We start from the raw sequence: 17,685 nt of genomic DNA on the forward strand, positions 1-17,685 counted from the left end.
CTTACGCGTCGCGGTTCAGCCAGGCCATATATTCCGTTACGCCTTCGGCAACGGTCTTAAACGGTTTGTCGTAGCCCGCTGCGCGCAGGTTAGTCAGATCCGCCTGAGTAAACGCCTGATAGCGGCCTTTCAGTTTTTCCGGGAACGGGATGTACTCAATGCTGCCTTTTTTATGATACGCAAGCGTTGCATCGGCAACGGCCTGGAAAGATTCCGCGCGACCGGTACCGAGGTTAAAGATGCCGGATACGCCGTTTTCCAGGAACCACAGATTTACCGCAGCGACATCGCCAACATAAACGAAATCACGTTTGAAGTTTTCACTGCCTTCAAACAGCTTCGGTGTTTCGCCATTGTTGAGCTGGGTGTTGAGGTGGAAAGCGACGCTCGCCATGCTGCCTTTGTGGCCTTCACGCGGTCCGTAGACGTTGAAATAGCGGAAGCCAACAATCTGTGAATTGGCTTCAGGCATGATTTGACGAACGTATTCGTCAAACAGGAATTTTGAGTAGCCGTAAACGTTCAGCGGTTTCTCATATTCACGGGATTCGATGAAATCAGAAGTACGACCGCCGTAAGTGGCTGCAGAAGAGGCGTACAGGAACGGAATTTCGCGCTCCAGACAGTAGTGCAGCAGCTCTTTGGAGTATTGATAGTTATTGTCCATCATATACTTGCCATCCCACTCGGTGGTGGAAGAGCATGCGCCTTCGTGGAAAATCGCCTCGATGTCGCCGAATTCTTCACCGGCCATAATCTGGATCAGGAAGTCTTCCTTGTCCATGTAGTCAGCAATATTCAGATCCACCAGGTTGACAAACTTGGTGCCGTCTTTCAGGTTGTCCACCACCAGAATATCGGTGATGCCTTTATCATTCAGGGCTTTAACGATGTTGCTGCCGATAAAGCCCGCGCCGCCGGTAACGATGATCATAAATGTAACCTTCGAATTATGGAGTCAGAGACAATCTCAGACACGAATACTTCTATCATATCACTACATGGCCCTGGCTTCAGCCATTCACCGATAAGCCGTGCGGGTACACGTGATTTATGCTTCATTTTGAAGAAGTGGTGATGCGTCATCTCGTATCAATGTATAGCTTTGGGTAATATGTGCTGAAATTTGCCCAGTCTGGAGAATTGCAATGCGTGGGAATTTTTACAAGCAGTTAACGAGCGATCTGGAAACCGCACGTGCGGAAGGGTTGTTTAAAGAAGAGCGCATTATTACGTCTGCGCAGCAGGCGGATATTACCGTGGCAGATGGAAGCCACGTTATTAACTTTTGTGCGAACAACTATCTGGGACTGGCTAACCACCCGGAACTGATTGCGGCGGCAAAAGCGGGCATGGATTCTCACGGGTTTGGTATGGCTTCGGTGCGCTTTATCTGCGGCACCCAGGACAGCCATAAGCAACTGGAGCAAAAACTGGCAGCGTTCCTCGGTATGGAAGATGCCATCCTTTACTCTTCCTGCTTTGACGCCAACGGCGGCCTGTTCGAAACGCTGCTGGGCGCAGAGGATGCGATTATCTCTGATGCCCTGAACCACGCCTCTATCATCGACGGCGTTCGTCTGTGTAAAGCGAAGCGTTTCCGCTACGCCAACAACGATATGCAGGAGCTGGAAGCGCGCCTGAAAGAAGCCCGTGAAGCGGGTGCCCGCCACGTGCTGATCGCCACCGATGGCGTGTTCTCGATGGATGGCGTGATCGCCAACCTGAAAGGCGTGTGCGATCTGGCAGACAAATATGATGCGCTGGTGATGGTTGATGATTCCCACGCGGTCGGTTTTGTCGGCGAAAACGGTCGTGGTTCTCATGAATACTGTGAAGTAATGGGTCGTGTTGACATCATTACCGGTACGCTGGGTAAAGCGCTGGGCGGCGCGTCAGGTGGCTACACTGCGGCGCGTAAGGAAGTCGTGGAATGGCTGCGTCAGCGTTCCCGCCCGTACCTGTTCTCCAACTCACTGGCCCCGGCGATTGTTGCTGCGTCCATTAAAGTGCTGGAGATGGTTGAATCCGGGGCTGAGCTGCGTGACCGCCTGTGGGCAAACGCACGTCAGTTTCGTGAGCAAATGTCTGCCGCTGGCTTTACGCTGGCCGGTGCCGATCACGCGATTATCCCGGTGATGTTGGGTGATGCGGTGATCGCGCAGGACTTTGCCCGTGAACTGCAAAAAGAAGGGATTTACGTTACCGGGTTCTTCTATCCGGTGGTTCCGAAAGGTCAGGCGCGTATCCGTACCCAGATGTCTGCGGCGCATACCCCTGAGCAGATTACGCGTGCTGTTGACGCGTTCACACGCATAGGTAAACAACTGGGCGTTATTGCCTGAGGATGTGAAATGAAAGCGTTATCCAAACTGAAAGCGGAAGAGGGCATTTGGATGACCGACGTTCCTGAACCGGAAGTCGGCCATAACGATTTGCTGATTAAAATCCGTAAAACAGCCATCTGCGGGACTGACGTTCACATTTATAACTGGGATGAGTGGTCGCAAAAAACCATCCCAGTACCGATGGTCGTTGGGCATGAATATGTCGGCGAAGTTGTTGGCATCGGCCAGGAAGTTAAAGGTTTTAAAATCGGCGATCGCGTTTCTGGCGAAGGTCATATCACCTGTGGGCATTGTCGTAACTGCCGCGGTGGGCGTACTCACCTGTGTCGCAATACGACCGGTGTTGGCGTAAACCGTCCGGGCTGCTTTGCACAATACCTGGTGATCCCGGCGTTTAATGCGTTCAAGATCCCTGACAATATCTCCGATGATTTGGCCTCAATCTTCGATCCGTTCGGTAATGCGGTGCATACGGCGCTGTCGTTCGATCTGGTGGGTGAAGACGTACTGGTTTCCGGTGCGGGCCCTATCGGGATTATGGCGGCTGCGGTCGCGAAACATGTTGGTGCACGCCATGTGGTGATTACTGACGTTAATGAGTATCGCCTTGAGTTGGCACGTAAAATGGGCATTACCCGCGCGGTCAACGTATCGAAAGAAAATCTGACCGACGTAATGGCTGAACTGGGCATGACCGAAGGGTTTGATGTGGGTCTGGAGATGTCCGGTGCACCACCCGCGTTCCGTGCCATGCTGGACACGATGAACCACGGTGGACGCATCGCCATGTTGGGTATTCCGCCGTCAGATATGTCCGTCGACTGGACGAAGGTTATCTTTAAGGGGCTGTTTATTAAAGGTATCTATGGTCGCGAAATGTTTGAAACCTGGTACAAAATGGCTGCGCTGATCCAGTCTGGTCTGGATTTGTCGCCAATCATCACCCATCGGTTCTCCATCGATGAGTTCCAGCAGGGCTTTGACGCGATGCGTTCAGGTCAGTCAGGGAAAGTGATTCTGAGCTGGGATTAACCGTTTCTGATTAATGGGTTCTGTATGCCGTCCCCGGATATTTATGTTCATTAAATACCCGGGGATTTTTTTCTGGCGAGATCCCGCTTGTCCGACGCATTTTAGGTCAAAGATAAGAATAACTTTCTCTGATCTTCTGCCGCGTAATATGCTAAAAATTGCCGTTAATTACATTGTTTGGCAGGATTTTATATGACCTATACTCCCGGCCTATTGAGCGTCATTATGCCGCTTTACAATACGGGTGAACCGTTCATTGCGTGTATGGATTCGCTGATCGCGCAAACCTGGAAAAATCTGGAGATCATCATCGTTAATGATGGCTCTACGGATAACTCGGCGGAGCTTGCTCAGGCGTATGCGGATCGTTATCCACACGTCCATCTGCTGCACCAGCGCAACGGGGGCGTCTCGGCGGCGCGAAATACCGGTATGGCGGTAGCAAAGGGCGAGTATATCGCTTACGTCGATGGTGACGACATTGCCTATCCAGAAATGTACGAAACGCTGATGAATATGGCGCTGCAGGACAATCTGGACGTTGCCCAGTGCAACGCCGACTGGTGTATTGCGGAAACGGGTCATACATGGGCATCCATTCCCACCGATCGTATTCGTTCTACCGGCGTCATGAGCGGACCGGACTGGCTGCGAAAAGCACTTGCCAGTCGTCGCTGGCGGCATGTGGTCTGGATGGGGGTTTACCGTCATCAAACCATTCGCGACGCTGGGCTAACCTTTCTGTCAGGCCTGCACCACCAGGATATTATCTGGACGACGGAGTTTATGTTTAACGCTAAACGCGCGCGTTACACGGAAGTCCCGCTGTACAAATACTTCCTGCACGGCGCGTCCGTCAGTCGCCTGCCGCGTACTGGAGAGAAGAACCTGGCCTATCAGCGGCACTACATCAAAATTACCCGCCTGCTGGATAAGATGAATCATGATTACGCCGGGCGTATTCCGATTTACCCTGAATTCAAACAGCAGGTGATTTACGAAGCGTTACGCGTATGCCATTGCATCCGCAAAGAGCCAGACGAAAAGATTCGCCAGCGCATGATTGCCGAGGTTTTCGTATCGGGTATGTTCAAGCGAATGGTGAGCAATATTTGCAGCGTTAAACTGGGTTATCAGGTGCTGTTGTGGGCCATCCGGTTTAGCAAGTGGCGCGATAAATCACTGACGCCACAACGTCTGGCCCATGTCACGCTGGGTTTGAAAGACTGATTACGACCAGCCCTGCCACTGCAGGCGCATATACTGCACCAGCGTGCTTTGGGTGATGCTCTCACCGAGCACGCTGAAGAATCGGTTGGCGTAGACCGGCTCTAACGGTTTCTTCGGTTTGCACAACTTCACACCGCGGAAAGGATTACGCGGTGCATCAGGTTGGCTGTTTTTTGGCGGCGTCAGATTTGGTGTAGAGGTATCCACCTGCGGTTCATTCAGCAGACTGCTTGGACGAACCAGCGTAATGTCGGCGGGCAAGTTATAAACCATCTGCTGTAATACGCGTACCGTCGAAGGATGAGGATGCCCAATTGCGATAGCGGAACCGTTGCGGCGCGCAAGTTCGACTGCGCGGTTGAACTGACGACGAATGTCCGCTTCGTTTTGCGTGTCGTCGAGGAAGACTTTACGTTTGATGACTTTCACGCCTGTTCCCCCTGCCGCACGCATAGCCTGACTGTTGCCGATGGTCATACTGTCCAGGAAGTAAAGATCGTAACGCTCCAGCGCCTGCATCACTTTCTGCATGCCAAACAGGCTGGAGGTCATCGCGCTGCCCATATGGTTATTCAGCCCTACGGCGTACGGTACTTTGCTCACTGCGTCGCGAATAATCCGCTCAATCTCGTCGCTGCTCATCTCCGGGCGCAGGGTATCTTTCTCTAGCGGCTGCTTGCTGAGAGGTGCCATCGGCAGATGGATTAACACTTCATGCCCGCTGTTATGCGCTTTGGTCGCCATCTCCCGTGCATGTGGTGCATTGGGCAGAACGGCAACGGAGATCGCTGGGGGCATCGCCAATACCTGATTTTCGTTGTGTGGACGATAACCGAAATCGTCGATCACGATGGCAAGCTTACCGGCAAAAACAGAGGGAGCGAATGCCAGCAGGCTGGCGAGTGAGAATATTATGCGGCGAAACTGAGGCAAAACTTATCTTCCCAACCACGGCTGTGGATTGACCGCCTGACCCTGGCGACGAATTTCGAAATAGAGTGCGGGTCTGCCCTGACCGCCACTGCTACCTACCAGGGCGATGGGTTGTCCGGCACGCACCTGCGTACCCACGCTGACCAGCGCGCTTTGGTTATAGCCGTACAGGCTCATATCGCCTTTACCGTGCTCAACCACGACCACCAGACCATAACCCTGCAGCCAGTCAGCCAGAATAACGCGACCATCGGCAATGGCTTTCACTTCGGTGCCTTCGGAAGCGCCAATAACCATCCCTTTCCAACGTAGCTCACCTTGTAGCTGTTCGCCATAGCGATGCAGCGTTGGACCTCGGACGGGCCAGAATGCCTGACCGCGCGGTGAACCCAGACCCCCGGTACGGGACATCAGGGACTTTTCGTTTTCGGTTGGCTTGTAGGTTGAGCCTTTGCGTGACGCATCTTTTTGCTTATCGCGTACCGCCTGTGCTTCGCGGGCTTCACGTTCAGCGCGTGCTTTGGCGGCGGCTTCAGCCCGTGCAAGACTGCTGCGCAGACGGGATTCGTTGGCGCGCAGTTCGCTTAGCTGTTGCTGGCCTTGCTGAATCGATGACTCCAGACCCGAGAGCGTTTTTTGACGTTCGTTGCGCGCCTGTTCCAGCTTGGCCTGCTGAGCGCGCTGTTCGTACAGCAGCGTTTGCTGCTCACTTTGCTTATCTTCCAGCTCAGCTTTTTGCGAATCGACCTCTTCGCGGGTTTGTTTCAACTGGGAGATGGTTTCCTGACGCGCCTGGTTCAGATAACCAAAATAGGCCTGCAGGCGCTGCCCGCGCTGGCTCTCTTCGCCACTGAGAATTAACTGAATGCCGGTATGTTCACCCTGACGAAACGCGGCGTCGAGCTGGGCGGCCAGGCTACGTTCTTGCGCTGCCCGCTGCTTTTCCAGCTTCGCGAGGGCGGCGTTCATTTCGGCGATTTGCGCATTCAGCTGCGCCAGTGAATTTTGCGTTTCGCGCAGCTGACGTGCAGCAACGGCGATAGCCTGTTCCTGAGCTTTAAGCTGGGCGAGGAGAGTGGCGCGTTGTTGTTGCTGTTGGCGTACCGCGCGTTCTTTTGCCGCGATATCGGCCTGAATAGATTTGAGCTGATCGCGTTCGTCCGCGTGGGCGGAAAAGGCGCACAACAATACGCCAGCGCTAATTACGCTGGCGTATAACAAGGGCCTGACTGAAAACCTGCGCGGTTTTGCGGCCCATGTGATGGTTTTAATCGCCTTTCCCCTCATGGGGAGGGATTATTCCACGATGAACAGCGGCTTACCAGTCATCTCTTGCGGGATTTCCATGCCCATCAGCGTCAACATGGTTGGTGCGATGTCGGAAAGTTTACCGCCATCTACTGCTTTGACGTTTTTGCCACCGACATAAATCAGCGGAACCGGCAGGTTGGTATGTGCGGTATGTGCTTGACCGGTAGACGGATCGCGCATTTGCTCAGCGTTACCGTGGTCTGCGGTGATCAGCAACTGGCCGCCAACGGACTCAACTGCCTTGGCCACTTGTTCAACGCAGTGATCCAGCGCTTCAACTGCTTTAACGGCAGCATCCATTACCCCGGTATGACCGACCATGTCGCCGTTCGGGTAGTTACAGATGATGGTGTCGTATTTCCCGCTCTCAATTGCGGCAACCAGTTTCTCGGTCAGCTCTGCGGAGCTCATTTCTGGCTGCAGATCGTAGGTGGCTACTTTTGGAGAGTTGATCAGGATACGATCTTCGCCCTTGAACGGCTCTTCTACGCCACCGTTGAAGAAGAAGGTTACGTGAGCATATTTTTCAGTTTCGGAAATGCGCAGCTGAGTTTTGTCGTGCTTCGCCATCCACTCACCAAGGGTATTAGCCAGAGAGGCTGGTGGGTAAGCGCATGGAGCTTTGATGTCGGCGGCGTATTCGGTCAACTGAATGAAGTTGAGGTTAACGACTTTCTTACGTGCAAAACCGTCGAAGTCAGTGTTCACGAATGCACGGGTGATTTCACGCGCACGGTCAGCACGGAAATTCATGAAAATCAGCGTATCGCCGTCTTCCATGGCGGCTTCAGCTTGGCCTTCAGCACGGATCACAGTGGCTTTCACGAATTCGTCGTTTTCATCACGAGCATAAGCAGCCTGCAGACCTTCAACAGCCGTAGCGAACTGGAACTCGCCTTTTGCCAGCGTCATCAGGTCATAAGCTTGTTCAACGCGATCCCAACGGTTGTCGCGGTCCATTGCGTAGTAACGACCAATGATGGACGCCACGCGGCCTTTGCCCAGCGCGGCAAATTTCTCTTCGAATTTTTGCAGAGACTTTTCAGCGCTGCGCGGCGGGGTGTCACGGCCATCGAGGAAGGCGTGCAGATAGATTTTTTCTGCGCCGCGTTCTGCCGCCAGCTCCACCATCGCCATGATGTGATCTTCGTGGCTGTGTACGCCGCCGGCAGACAGCAGACCCATGATGTGTACTGCTTTTCCGCTATTTTTGGCCTGGTCAACCGCGTCGGTCAGCACCGGGTTAGCGAAGAAAGTACGTTCTTTAATTTCAACATCCAGACGGGTCAGATCCTGATACACGATACGGCCCGCGCCCAGGTTGACGTGACCCACTTCGGAGTTGCCCATCTGGCGGTCAGGCAGACCGACTTCCAGACCAGACGCATCAATCAGGGTATGCGGACGTTTTGCCCACAGAGCATCCATCACCGGGGTTTTGGCATTAAAGATGGCGTTATCCTGGCTGTCTTCGCGATAGCCATAGCCATCAAGAATTACCAGTACCATAGGTTTTTTAGAAACCGACATTGCGACAACCTCACACTCAATAGACAAAAGTAATTGCGTAATTTTACTACAGCTGAATCGATAAAATAGCCCCAGAAGATCAAATAATGCACCAGAGCGTTCCGGGGATGGCGCTACTTTACGTTTTTTTTTCCGTAGCGCCCCGCAAAAATGCAATCCGATGCATGCTCTGGCTGTATTTGCGCCAACGCGCAGGTATACTCTTTCCCTGGTTTTTTTAATCACTGAGTCGGGAGTTGTTACCCCCCATGCAAGAAATTATGCAATTTGTTAGTCGCCACCCTGTCTTGAGTATCGCCTGGATTGCGTTACTGGCGGCTGTATTATTTACGACCTTTAAAAGCCTGACCTCGAAAGTGAAGGTGATTACACGCGGTGAGGCCACTCGTCTGCTCAATAAAGAAGATGCGGTGATTGTCGATTTACGTCAGCGCGACGACTTCCGTAAAGGCCATATTGCAGGTTCCACTAACCTGCTGCCGAGTGAAATCAAAGCCAACAATTTCGGCGAGCTTGAAAAACACAAAGCCAAACCGGTTATTGTGGTTGACGGCTCTGGCATGCAGTGCCAGGAATCTGCAACTGCGCTGATTAAGGCGGGTTTTGAGCAGGTATCCGTGCTGAAAGACGGCGTAGCAGGCTGGAGTGGTGAAAACCTCCCGCTGGTACGTGGCAAGTAATTTACCCGTCGTCTTTCATGCCGCAGGGGTGTTGACTGCAATGATTCACCCCAGTCACTTACTGATGTAAGCTCCTGGGATTCATAATTTTGCCGCCTACCTGCAACATGAAACCCATAGGGTAAAAAAGAATATCGGAGATAAGTCATGGCCAACATCGAGATCTACACCAAAGCAACCTGCCCGTTTTGCCATCGCGCAAAAGCGCTGTTGAACAGCAAGGGCGTGAGTTTCCAGGAACTTCCGATTGACGGCGACGCCGTGAAGCGTGAAGAGATGATCAAACGCAGTGGGCGTACGACGGTTCCGCAGATTTTTATTGATGCACAGCACATTGGTGGTTGTGACGACTTGTATGCGTTGGATGCGCGTGGTGGACTGGATCCCCTGCTGCGTTAAGGCGTACGGATAGTATTTAAAGGACAACACTAAAGGGTTTTCTAAACATGTCAGAACAAAATAACACTGAAATGGCTTTCCAGATCCAACGTATTTATACCAAGGATGTGTCTTTCGAAGCGCCAAATGCACCGCATGTTTTCCAGAAAGATTGGCAGCCAGAGGTTAAACTTGATCTTGATACCGCATCTACCCAACTGGCAGATGACGTGTATGAAGTAGTGCTGCGTGTCACCGTAACGGCTTCTCTGGGTGAAGAAACCGCCTTCCTGTGCGAAGTTCAGCAGGGCGGGATTTTCTCCATCAGCGGTATTGAAGGGACCCAGATGGCGCATTGCCTGGGTGCATACTGCCCGAACATCCTGTTCCCGTATGCCCGCGAATGCATCACCAGCTTGGTTTCACGCGGTACGTTCCCGCAACTGAACCTTGCGCCAGTCAACTTTGATGCGCTGTTCATGAACTATTTACAGCAGCAGACAGGCGAAGGTACTGAAGAACATCAGGATGCCTGATGAATCAAAGTAATGCTTCAATGACTGTGATTGGTGCCGGCTCGTACGGCACCGCTCTTGCTATCACCCTGGCAAGAAACGGACACCCGGTTGTCCTGTGGGGTCACGATCCTAAACATATCGCGACCCTTGAGCACGATCGCTGCAACGTCGCTTTCCTCCCTGATGTGCCTTTTCCCGAAACGCTGCGCCTGGAAAGTGATTTAGCCACTGCGCTGGCCGCCAGCCGCAATATTCTGGTGGTGGTGCCGAGCCACGTCTTTGGCGAAGTGCTGCGCAAGATCAAACCGTTGATGCGTTCTGATGCACGCCTGGTTTGGGCGACTAAAGGTCTGGAAGCGGAAACGGGGCGCCTGTTACAGGACGTCGCGCGTGAAGCGCTGGGGGACTCTATTCCACTGGCGGTCATCTCCGGTCCGACGTTCGCCAAAGAGCTGGCGGCGGGCATGCCGACGGCGATTTCGCTGGCGTCAACGGACGAGACTTTTGCAGACGATCTCCAGCAACTGCTGCACTGCGGCAAAAGTTTCCGCGTTTACAGCAACCCGGATTTCATTGGCGTGCAGCTTGGCGGCGCGGTGAAAAACGTGATTGCGATTGGCGCGGGGATGTCTGACGGTATTGGTTTCGGCGCGAATGCGCGTACCGCATTGATCACCCGTGGATTGACCGAAATGTCGCGCCTTGGTGCGGCGTTGGGTGCCGATCCGGCCACCTTTATGGGGATGGCGGGTTTAGGCGATCTGGTGCTGACATGTACCGATAACCAGTCACGTAACCGCCGTTTTGGCATGATGCTCGGTCAGGGCATGGATGTGCAGGGCGCGCAGGACAAGATTGGTCAGGTGGTTGAAGGCTACCGCAATACGAAAGAAGTTCGTGAGTTGGCGCACCGTTTTGGTGTCGAAATGCCAATAACCGAGGAAATTTATCAAGTATTGTATTGCGGAAAAAATGCGCGCGAGGCAGCATTGACTCTATTAGGTCGTGCGCGCAAGGACGAGCGAAGCAGCCACTAGCCGTAAGGAACCGTTTCAATCTAACGACCCGACCCGCGTAGAACGGGTTGGTCGTTTTGCTATCTTCTGGAGTACGCAATGCCGTGTGAAGAACTGGATATCGTCTGGAAAAACATTAAAGCAGAAGCCCGGGCACTGGCGGATTGTGAGCCAATGCTGGCCAGTTTTTACCACGCAACGCTGCTCAAGCATGAAAACCTCGGCAGTGCGCTGAGCTATATGCTGGCGAACAAACTCGCTTCTCCGATCATGCCTGCCATTGCGATTCGCGAAGTGGTGGAAGAAGCCTACGCCGCCGATCCGGAAATGATTGCCTCGGCGGCCTGCGATATCCAGGCGGTGCGCACCCGTGACCCGGCAGTCGACAAATACTCAACTCCGCTTTTGTACCTGAAAGGCTTCCATGCGCTACAGGCTTACCGCATTGGTCACTGGCTGTGGCATCAGGGACGTCAGGCGCTGGCAATCTTTCTGCAAAATCAGGTGTCCGTGACTTTCCAGGTCGATATTCATCCAGCGGCAAAAATTGGTCGTGGGATCATGCTCGATCACGCCACCGGGATTGTGGTGGGTGAAACCGCAGTGATCGAAAACGACGTCTCCATCCTGCAATCCGTCACCTTAGGCGGGACCGGCAAAGCAGGCGGGGATCGTCACCCAAAAATTCGTGAAGGCGTGATGATTGGCGCGGGCGCAAAAATTCTTGGGAATATCGAGGTTGGACGTGGTGCGAAGATTGGCGCAGGTTCCGTTGTTTTGCAGCCTGTTCCGCCGCACACCACTGCCGCAGGCGTTCCGGCACGGATTGTCGGCAAGCCTGACAGCGATAAGCCGTCCATGGATATGGATCAGCATTTTAACGGGATACATCATACTTTTGAGTATGGAGATGGAATCTGATTTCATGCCCGGTGGCGCTGTGCTTACCGGGCCTACAAACCCCGTAGGTCGGATAGGGCGTTAGCCGCATCCGACATAGATCAACTGCGTAGTATTGCGCCAGGATACCCCAACTGGCGCCAGGCTTCATACACCACCACCGACACCGCATTTGACAAGTTCATACTGCGGCTGTCCGGCATCATCGGAATACGAATTTTTTGTTCGGCTGGCAGAGCATCGAGAATGCTGGCAGGCAGACCGCGAGTTTCCGGGCCAAACATCAAATAATCTCCATCCTGATAGCTTACCGCGCTATGTGCTGGTGTACCTTTAGTGGTCAGGGCAAATAGACGTTGCGGATTTTCTGCGGCCGCAAAGGCGGCGTAATCAGGGTGGCGCAGCACGGCGGTAAATTCGTGATAATCCAGCCCTGCGCGACGCAGGCGCTTGTCATCCCAGGTAAAGCCCATTGGCTCAATAATATGCAGACGAAAGCCGGTATTGGCGCAAAGACGGATAATATTGCCGGTATTTGGCGGGATTTCTGGTTCGAATAAAACGATGTTAAGCATACTGCCCCCTTAATAACGGGGGGCAGGATAGCAGAAAGGGTGGTTACTATGCGACGGTCAGACGCTGCGGTTTATAGCGTTGCAACTTATAAAGCGTTGCCGCTGCAGCCAGCAGCGCGGGAACGCTGAGGAACATCAGTATGCTGTCAGCCTGCCATTGCATGGAAAGCAGTTGGGCGCTGGTCATTGTCCCGGCGACGCCGCCAAAACGTCCCACGCCCTGCATCCAGGCAATGCCTGTTGCGCGACAATGGGTCGGATAAAACGTGGCTGCCAGCGTCTGTAGCCCAGACTGTGCGCCGTTCATAGTGATCCCCATCAGGAAGATCAGTGCGCCAAACAAGACGATGTGGTTATGTTCAAACCCGAGCGCCAGCGCAAACAGCATTGTCAGGATAAAACCGATGGAGACCACTTTGTGCGCTTCCCAGCGGTCCATCAGCCAGCCGGCCAGCAGGATCCCTGCGGTACCGCCGAAAGTGAACAGAGACGTCAGCCAGGCTGATTCGGCCAGCGGATAGCCCATTCCCAGCATCAGCGTCGGCATCCAGCTCAGCAGTACGTAATAGATAACCAGCCCCATAAAATAGGTCATCCACAACATCAACGTACCCGGAAGCCAGGGCATGCTGAACAATTGCGCCACGCTTCCTTTTTTGACGTCGGTTCGTTCTTCATCCAGATAAAACTGGGTGACCTGGTCAACATCCCCTGACATAAAGCGGCGGACAATGCGTTTGATTTGGGCGATCTCTTTCCCGCGATGAACCAGATACTTGACCGATTCCGGCAGGAATAACACCAACAATACGGTCAGCGCCAGTGGGGCGATTGCACCGGTGAGCAGGACGCTGTGCCAGCCGTAGTTGGGAATCAGCCAGGAGGAGATCACTCCGCCGCCTGCCGCGCCGAGCGGAAAACCACAGTACATGGTGTTAATCGCCATTGAACGGCAACGTTTTGGCGCAAATTCTGAAACCAGGGTGATGGCGTTCGGCATTGCCGCCCCCAGCCCGAGCCCGGTGAGAAACCGCCAAAGTGTTAACATATTCAGCGTCTGGGCATAGGCCGTTCCCAAACTGGCGAGACCAAAGAACAGGCAGGAAAAGACCAGTACGCGCTTACGTCCCATGCGATCGGAAATCGGTCCGGCCAGCAGTGCGCCGAATGAAAGCCCCAGCAGCGCGGCGCTCAATACGGGCCCGAGATCCTGCTTCTTGATCCCCCAGTCGGCTGAAAGGGTAGGGGCAATATAGCCCATTGCCGCCGTGTCGAAGCCATCAATGGCCAGGACCAGAAATCCCAGGACGATTATCACCCAATGAAAGCGTGAAAAAGGACTGTCATCTATCGCCTGCTGGATATTCACTTTACCGGAATAAACCATGTCACCCTCGCCCGTTATGATGGTCGTTATACGTGTGAATTGTTGTTGTATTAGCTTGTATATACATTTGACAGGGGAATAAAAAGTTGTCAAATATATTGAGTGTAAATGTTAACTAGTCGTTACTTTTGAATAAAAAATGGTCGGACTGGGAACAGGCCGACCATTCATAAAGTGGGGTTTTATGGGGATGTTGTTACGCTGCGCTACCCTGGACCAGGGGAGCCAGCGCCGCAGGCAGACACTTACCCAGTTCCTGTACCAGCGAGTCACGGCTGATTTCGCTAATCGATCTAGCACCGGTCAGCGTCATCGCGACCTTCATCTCTTTCTCTATAAGGTTCAAAAGGTTGGCGACACCGGCCTGACCGTGGGTCGCCAGCGCGTACAGGTAAGCACGACCGAGCAGAACGGTATCGGCACCCAGCGCAATCATGCGCACCACGTCCAGGCCGTTACGAATGCCGCTGTCTGCCAGAATCGCGATATCGCCTTTCACCGCGTCGGCTATGGCAGGGAGTGCTCGCGCGGAAGACAGTACGCCATCCAACTGGCGGCCACCGTGGTTAGATACCACGATACCATCTGCACCAAAGCGCACGGCGTCGCGGGCATCTTCTGGATCGAGGATCCCTTTGATCACCATCGGGCCGTCCCAGAATTCGCGGATCCACTCGAGGTCTTTCCAGGAGATGGACGGATCGAAGTTATTCGCCAGCCAGCCGATGTAATCTTCAAGGCCGGTGGGTTTTCCAAGATAGGTCGAGATATTGCCTAAATCATGCGGGCGACCGTTCAGGCCGACGTCCCACGCCCATTGCGGATGGGTCGCTGCCTGCCAATAACGGCGCAGTGCGGCGTTCGGGCCGCTCATACCAGAATGGGCATCACGATAACGCGCGCCGGGCGTGGGCATATCGACGGTAAAGACCAGCGTTGAGCAACCCGCCGCTTTGGCGCGCTCCAGGGCGTTACGCATAAAACCACGATCGCGCAGGACGTACAGCTGGAACCACATCGGACGCTTGATGGTTGGGGCGACTTCTTCAATTGGGCAGACGGAAACCGTCGAAAGGGTAAATGGAATGCCCTTGGCATCGGCGGCAGCGGCGGCCTGAACTTCGCCCCGACGCGCATACATACCGCATAAACCGACCGGTGCCAGGGCCACTGGCATCGACAGTTTTTCGTTAAACAGGGTGGTTTCCAGGCTTAAGTCAGACATGTTTTTCAGTACACGCTGGCGAAGTGCCACCTCTGACAAATCTTCCACGTTGCGGCGCAGGGTATGTTCTGCATAAGCGCCACCGTCAATGTAGTGGAATAAGAAGGGGGGCAGAATGCGCTGGGCTGCGGCGCGATAATCGCTGGCTGCTGAAATAATCATGTATTGTTCTCCCTGCTAATTTCATTATGGTCACCGGGCAGACGGGTGATACGCGCCTGGCGGGCCTGGTCTTCATCAAAGCGTTTAATGGTGGTGTGGACAAAACTGAGGTGTGCCATCATCGCCTTACGCGCGCCATCGGCGTCCCCGGCAACAATGGCATCCAGCACTGCCAGATGTTGTTCCGTGAGCTGTGAAAATACCGGTGGCACCAGATACATACGCTGGCGGCTCTGTTTTACCGAAGACTGCAGCACATCGAAGAAACCCCGCATGGTCTGCAGCAGCACCACATTGTGTGAGGCTTCCGCGATGGCAAGATGAAAGCGAACGTCTGCTTGTGAGGCGAGATCCGGATCTTCACTTTGCGTCGCCTCGAAACAGAGCCTGATTTTGTCTTTGTCGGCGGCTGTGGCGCGTATGGCGGCGTGCCACGCGGTGCTGGCCTCGATGGCGTGGCGGGCTTCGAGAATATCGAAGCTGTAATCCGGGTCGTCTGCCATCAGGCTTTTCAGCGGCTGAACAATGTTTTGTTCAGACCAGGCTTCATGTTGCCAGCGGACAAACGTCCCGCCGCCGCGACGACTGAGCAGCACGCCTTCACTGACCAGCTTTGCCAGCGCTTCGCGCAATGAATTGCGTGACACGCCGAGCTGTACGGCTAGCTGGCGCTCGGCGGGCAACTTCATGCCCGCCTCCAGCTGTTGTTCTTCAATCAGTGCCCGCACGCGAGTAGCGACCTCGTCTGACAGGCGTCTGGGCATCACAATCATGGAATCATCCAGGTTAAGACATAGGCCTGAAGCGTGGTAATCACACCGACCATGCAGGTGAAAATCAGGCTGTGTTTCACGGTAAAGCGGAACAGGTCAGATTCTTTACCCACCAGACCCACAGCCGCACAGGCGATGGCGATAGACTGCGGGGAGATCATCTTGCCGGTCACGCCACCGGTGGTATTCGCCGCGACCAGCAGCACATCGGAGACGCCGATTTGCTGAGCTGCCGTTGCCTGCAAGGCTGCGAACAGTGCGTTTGACGAGGTATCTGACCCGGTCAGGAATACCCCCAACCAGCCAAGGAACGGCGAGAAGAAAGTAAAGGCGCTGCCGGTGTGCGCCAGTGCTAATGCCAGCGTTGAGGACAGCCCCGAGTAGTTAGAGATAAACGCGAATGCGAGCACCATCCCGATGGAATAGATGGGCAGCGACAGTTCTTTCAGCGTGCTGCCGAAGGTTTGCAGAGCGGCAGACGGTTTCATCTTCAACCAGACGATAGACAGCAGCGCGGCAAACAGAATGGCAGTGCCGGTCGCCGAGAACCAATCAAACTTGTACACCGCCGCATAGGCCGTGGCTTCGTGTACCACCGGCGGCATGCGGGCCACCAGTTTATCGAGGAACGGAACTGGAATATTGACGACCCAGTGGTACATGGCGCCGCCTGGCGCAAATAGCGCTTTAAACGGTGGGATGCTCCACAGCGTGACCGTTGCCGTCAGGAACAGGAACGGCGACCAGGCGCGAACCACCTGGGATGTGGTGTAGTGAGTGCGGGCCAGCGTTTGATCGACCTGTGAAGCGCCCATATCGCCAAAGCGGAAGATGCGCACCGGCTGCCAGCGTTTCAGGAACAGAGTCAAACACACCAGCGATACCAGAGAAGAGATAATGTCCGGTAGTTCCGGCCCGATAAAGTTAGAACTGAGGTACTGCGCGATGGCAAAGGAGCCGCCCGCGACCATCACCGCAGGCCAGGTCTCTTTCACGCCGCGCCAGCCGTCCATAATCGCCATGATCCAGAACAGGACGATAATCGTCAGGAACGGCAGCTGGCGACCCACCATCTGGCCGATTTCAAAACTGTCCAGCCCGGTGACCTGACCCGCGACCAGGATCGGGATGCCCATTGCACCAAACGCCACCGGCGCGGTGTTCACAATCAGGCATAACCCTGCCGCGTACAACGGGTTAAAGCCGAGGCCAACCAGCAGCGCGGCGGTAATCGCCACCGGAGCGCCAAATCCTGCTGCTCCCTCAAGGAATGCACCAAAGCAGAAGCCGACAATCAGCATTTGCAGACGCTGGTCAGGCGTAATCGACAAGATTGAGGAGCGGATAATGTCGAACTGCCCGGTCTTAACCGAGATTTTATAGACGAATACTGCTGCAATAATGATCCAGGCAATCGGCCACAGACCATAGAAGAAGCCGTACACCACGGAGGCCAGCGCGTGATCGACCGGCATTTTGTAGAACAACAAGGCGACCAACAGGGCGATCACCACCGTCCACGATGCTGCAACATAACCTTTCAGCTTGAGCTTAATCAGCGCGAAGAAAAAGAACAGGATAGGGAGTGAGGCAATCAGGCTTGAAAGCCAGATGTTACCGGCTGGGTCGTAGTTTTGTTGCCAGAGATTCATTGCAGGTCTCCTGGGGGCCACTGACATAATGCAAT

Annotated in this window: 17 protein-coding genes; 8 read left to right on the forward strand and 9 right to left on the reverse strand. The window is 54.2% G+C overall.

All coding sequences use genetic code 11. The annotated features are described in order from the left end of the window. Position 1: 1 nt before the first annotated feature. Positions 2-934 (reverse strand): ADP-glyceromanno-heptose 6-epimerase, encoded by a 933-nt coding sequence (rfaD, locus tag E4Z61_RS17615; protein ID WP_135323872.1) that lies wholly within the window; start codon positions 932-934, stop codon positions 2-4. 214 nt (positions 935-1,148) lie between these two features. Between rfaD and kbl the strand changes: the two genes are divergently transcribed. The 3 genes from kbl to E4Z61_RS17630 all read left to right on the forward strand — a co-directional run bounded on the left by kbl (position 1,149) and on the right by E4Z61_RS17630 (position 4,610). Beyond that, on the forward strand, positions 1,149-2,345 hold the full coding sequence (gene kbl, locus E4Z61_RS17620) for a glycine C-acetyltransferase (protein ID WP_135323873.1): 1,197 nt from the start codon (positions 1,149-1,151) through the stop codon (positions 2,343-2,345). A gap of 9 nt (positions 2,346-2,354) precedes the next feature. After that, positions 2,355-3,380: an L-threonine 3-dehydrogenase gene (gene tdh, locus E4Z61_RS17625; RefSeq protein WP_135323874.1), complete on the forward strand. Its 1,026-nt coding sequence runs from the start codon at positions 2,355-2,357 to the stop codon at positions 3,378-3,380. Positions 3,381-3,572: 192 nt separating this feature from the next. Continuing rightward, entirely contained in the window at positions 3,573-4,610 is a 1,038-nt protein-coding gene (locus E4Z61_RS17630) for a glycosyltransferase (RefSeq protein WP_135323875.1), read from the forward strand. Here the strand turns inward: E4Z61_RS17630 and E4Z61_RS17635 are convergent, their stop codons facing one another. From E4Z61_RS17635 to gpmM, 3 genes are read right to left on the reverse strand one after another with little or no spacing between them, the layout of a single operon-like run. Next, positions 4,611-5,543: a divergent polysaccharide deacetylase family protein gene (locus E4Z61_RS17635; RefSeq protein WP_135323876.1), complete on the reverse strand. Its 933-nt coding sequence runs from the start codon at positions 5,541-5,543 to the stop codon at positions 4,611-4,613. A gap of 3 nt (positions 5,544-5,546) precedes the next feature. Then, positions 5,547-6,806 (reverse strand): murein hydrolase activator EnvC, encoded by a 1,260-nt coding sequence (gene envC, locus E4Z61_RS17640; RefSeq protein ID WP_240703884.1) that lies wholly within the window; start codon positions 6,804-6,806, stop codon positions 5,547-5,549. Positions 6,807-6,839: 33 nt separating this feature from the next. Continuing rightward, complete coding sequence (gene gpmM, locus E4Z61_RS17645) at positions 6,840-8,384, reverse strand: 2,3-bisphosphoglycerate-independent phosphoglycerate mutase (protein WP_135323878.1); 1,545 nt, start codon at positions 8,382-8,384, stop codon at positions 6,840-6,842. A gap of 248 nt (positions 8,385-8,632) precedes the next feature. Between gpmM and E4Z61_RS17650 the strand changes: the two genes are divergently transcribed. The 5 genes from E4Z61_RS17650 to cysE all read left to right on the forward strand — a co-directional run bounded on the left by E4Z61_RS17650 (position 8,633) and on the right by cysE (position 11,897). Then, a complete protein-coding gene (locus tag E4Z61_RS17650) occupies positions 8,633-9,064 on the forward strand; it encodes a rhodanese-like domain-containing protein (RefSeq protein WP_135323879.1) in 432 nt (143 codons plus the stop codon). Between the two features lie 147 nt (positions 9,065-9,211). Further along, positions 9,212-9,463: a glutaredoxin 3 gene (gene grxC, locus E4Z61_RS17655; RefSeq protein ID WP_003024152.1), complete on the forward strand. Its 252-nt coding sequence runs from the start codon at positions 9,212-9,214 to the stop codon at positions 9,461-9,463. 47 nt (positions 9,464-9,510) lie between these two features. After that, complete coding sequence (gene secB, locus E4Z61_RS17660; protein ID WP_096759097.1) at positions 9,511-9,978, forward strand: protein-export chaperone SecB; 468 nt, start codon at positions 9,511-9,513, stop codon at positions 9,976-9,978. Then, positions 9,978-10,997: an NAD(P)H-dependent glycerol-3-phosphate dehydrogenase gene (gene gpsA, locus E4Z61_RS17665; protein WP_135323880.1), complete on the forward strand. Its 1,020-nt coding sequence runs from the start codon at positions 9,978-9,980 to the stop codon at positions 10,995-10,997. Before secB ends, gpsA begins: the two co-directional genes overlap by 1 nt. A 78-nt stretch (positions 10,998-11,075) precedes the next feature. Then, complete coding sequence (gene cysE / locus E4Z61_RS17670) at positions 11,076-11,897, forward strand: serine O-acetyltransferase (protein ID WP_045448784.1); 822 nt, start codon at positions 11,076-11,078, stop codon at positions 11,895-11,897. Between the two features lie 80 nt (positions 11,898-11,977). Here the strand turns inward: cysE and trmL are convergent, their stop codons facing one another. The 5 genes from trmL to lldP all read right to left on the reverse strand — a co-directional run bounded on the left by trmL (position 11,978) and on the right by lldP (position 17,650). Continuing rightward, positions 11,978-12,451 carry a tRNA (uridine(34)/cytosine(34)/5-carboxymethylaminomethyluridine(34)-2'-O)-methyltransferase TrmL gene (gene trmL, locus E4Z61_RS17675; RefSeq protein WP_135323881.1) on the reverse strand — a complete coding sequence of 158 codons (474 nt, stop codon included), beginning with the start codon at positions 12,449-12,451 and terminating at the stop codon, positions 11,978-11,980. Between the two features lie 46 nt (positions 12,452-12,497). Beyond that, positions 12,498-13,838: an MFS transporter gene (locus tag E4Z61_RS17680; protein WP_135323882.1), complete on the reverse strand. Its 1,341-nt coding sequence runs from the start codon at positions 13,836-13,838 to the stop codon at positions 12,498-12,500. 196 nt (positions 13,839-14,034) lie between these two features. Continuing rightward, entirely contained in the window at positions 14,035-15,225 is a 1,191-nt protein-coding gene (gene lldD, locus E4Z61_RS17685; protein ID WP_135323883.1) for an FMN-dependent L-lactate dehydrogenase LldD, read from the reverse strand. Next, positions 15,222-15,998, reverse strand: a complete 777-nt coding sequence (lldR, locus tag E4Z61_RS17690; RefSeq protein ID WP_135323884.1) for a transcriptional regulator LldR — start codon at positions 15,996-15,998, stop codon at positions 15,222-15,224. The genes lldD and lldR overlap by 4 nt, the downstream gene beginning before the upstream one ends. Continuing rightward, positions 15,995-17,650: an L-lactate permease gene (gene lldP, locus E4Z61_RS17695; protein ID WP_135323885.1), complete on the reverse strand. Its 1,656-nt coding sequence runs from the start codon at positions 17,648-17,650 to the stop codon at positions 15,995-15,997. Before lldP ends, lldR begins: the two co-directional genes overlap by 4 nt. Positions 17,651-17,685: the final 35 nt, after the last annotated feature.

The organism is Citrobacter tructae (genome assembly GCF_004684345.1).
Lineage (GTDB): Bacteria > Pseudomonadota > Gammaproteobacteria > Enterobacterales > Enterobacteriaceae > Citrobacter > Citrobacter tructae.